Raw genomic sequence first — 2,046 nt, 5'->3', positions numbered from 1 at the left:
AGAAAGCTCCGGACCAGCCCGGACGTGTTGCATCCATGATCAGCGGCACAGCAGGGTTCTTTGTCCGCAACCGTTTTTTCGCGATCGTCCTGTGTGGTGTGCTGTTGGCTGCAGGCGGTTTTGCAGGATCGCGACTTGGTTCCGAATTTACGCCATCGTTGGAGGAAGGCGATATTCTGATGCGCGTCACCATGGCACCCTCGATTTCGCTTACCGAAGGAACGAAGACGACGACGCTTGTGGAAAAGCGGCTGTTAAAGAATTTTCCTGAAATCAAGTCCATCGTGACCCGTATTGGGCGTGGTGAGGTTGGCGCGCATGCTGACCCGACCAACAGCGCCGAAGCCTTCATCGAGCTAAACCCGGTCGATCAGTGGCGGCCCGGCTTGTCTGCCGAAGGTTTGCGCACGGCGATTTCGGAAGATCTGGAAAGCTTTCCGGGGATTGTGGTAAATATCGGCCAACCCATCGCGATGGCTGTTGATGAATTGCTGACCGGCACACGCGCCGAACTGGCCGTCAAAATCTTTGGACCGGATTCCGAAATTCTGTTGGAGCGATCACAAGTCCTGCAATCACTCCTGCAACAGGTTGAGGGTTCTGCCGAGGTACAGGCCGACCAGATCACCGGTGCGCCGCAACTTGTGGTAACCGTGGATCGGTCAGCCCTTGGTCGCTACGGGCTTGATGTTGAGGACGCGTTGGATGGGCTGCGTGCAGCCGTCGGCGGGGCCGAAGCCGGATCACTGTTCGAGGGCGTGCGACAGTTTCCGATAATGGTGCGTTTTGACGAAGAAAGCCGCGACACACCGGAGGCGATCAGACGCATCGTGCTGGAATCGCCTTCGGGCGCACGGGTGCCGCTGGACACAGTGGCCAATATCGAAACTGTAATCGGTCCACGCCAGATCACACGCGAAGATGGCGAACGCTTCATCACGGTCCAGTCCAACGTGCGCGGTCGCGATATCGGCTCTTTCGTTGCCGAAGCGCAGACGTTGACGGACGCTCAGTTGGATCTACCGCCCGGGTATCGTTTGGTCTGGGGCGGCCAATTCGAGCTTCAGCAACAGGCGAATGCCCGTTTCAAAGTGGTTATTCCGATTACGTTGGGCATCGTTCTGCTGATCCTTCTGGTAACCTTTGGTCGCCTGAAATCAGCGATCCTCATCCTGTTGAATATCCCCTTGGCGCTGACAGGTGGTGCGATGGCGCTCTGGTTGACAGGGTTGCCGGTGTCGGTGCCTGCTACTGTCGGGTTTATCGCATTGTTCGGCATCGCGTTGGGCAACGGTATGGTATTGGTCAGTTTCATGGATGATTTTGCGCGCGCCGGTCGCAATCTGGAGGCTTTGGCCATTGAGGCCGCAGGGCTGCGCGCGCGTCCGGTCCTGATGACCGCCATGACGACGGCACTTGGGCTGGCACCATTGCTCTTCGCCACCGGCGTCGGTGCCGAGGTCCAACGCCCGCTTGCCACTGTGGTAACCGGGGGGCTTGTTTCGTCAACCGTGCTGACCCTACTGGTCATGCCCGCCCTGCACCGCTGGTTTGCACCCAGACAAGGTGGGCATCATTCGCTTGTCGAAACGGTCCACGAGCATGGTACGAAGGCAAAAACTGTAAAGAAGGCTTAGGGCATATATGTTCTGATGCGCAGGCAAAGGTGCACGGCTGTTTGACGGTGCGTGCTCCCTTGCGGCCGTACTTTGGGTCAATACAACGCATCTCCGGTCAAAAGAGGAGTACTATAGGCTGATGCAGATAGGGGCCATCGGAAGGTTTCTTCGTAAAACCACGCCAAGGGAGAACTTTCAGCGAACATCTTCAAGTCCCCCAGTCTCTGACGGGCCTGATGTTCAGTGGCCGCGCAATTTTGCGCTCTGCTGCACCAGAATGCCAATCGAAGTCGCCAGAGAGGATGATGTGACTCTTCACGATAAATGGCACTGATATTTGCACGCTAATTGGCACTCTCGGTGCGTTGGAGGGTGCGGTAGATCGTAGGCCGCGAGACGGCAAATACATCTGCGAGATCGCTGACGG

The 2,046-nt window shown here is 57.2% G+C and carries 1 protein-coding gene; it reads left to right on the top strand.

What is annotated here, in order from left to right; translation table 11 throughout:
- A partial coding sequence (locus SM763_RS24070; RefSeq protein WP_369000110.1) for an efflux RND transporter permease subunit occupies positions 1–1,637 on the top strand: 1,637 nt, incomplete at its 5' end.
- Positions 1,638–2,046 lie beyond the last annotated feature (409 nt).

It is taken from the genome of Pseudophaeobacter sp. C1-32P7 (assembly GCF_041008775.1).
GTDB lineage: Bacteria > Pseudomonadota > Alphaproteobacteria > Rhodobacterales > Rhodobacteraceae > Phycobacter > Phycobacter gallaeciensis_A.
The sequence above is the reverse complement of the archived record's forward strand: the minus strand, read 5'-3'. Positions and strand labels throughout refer to the sequence as shown.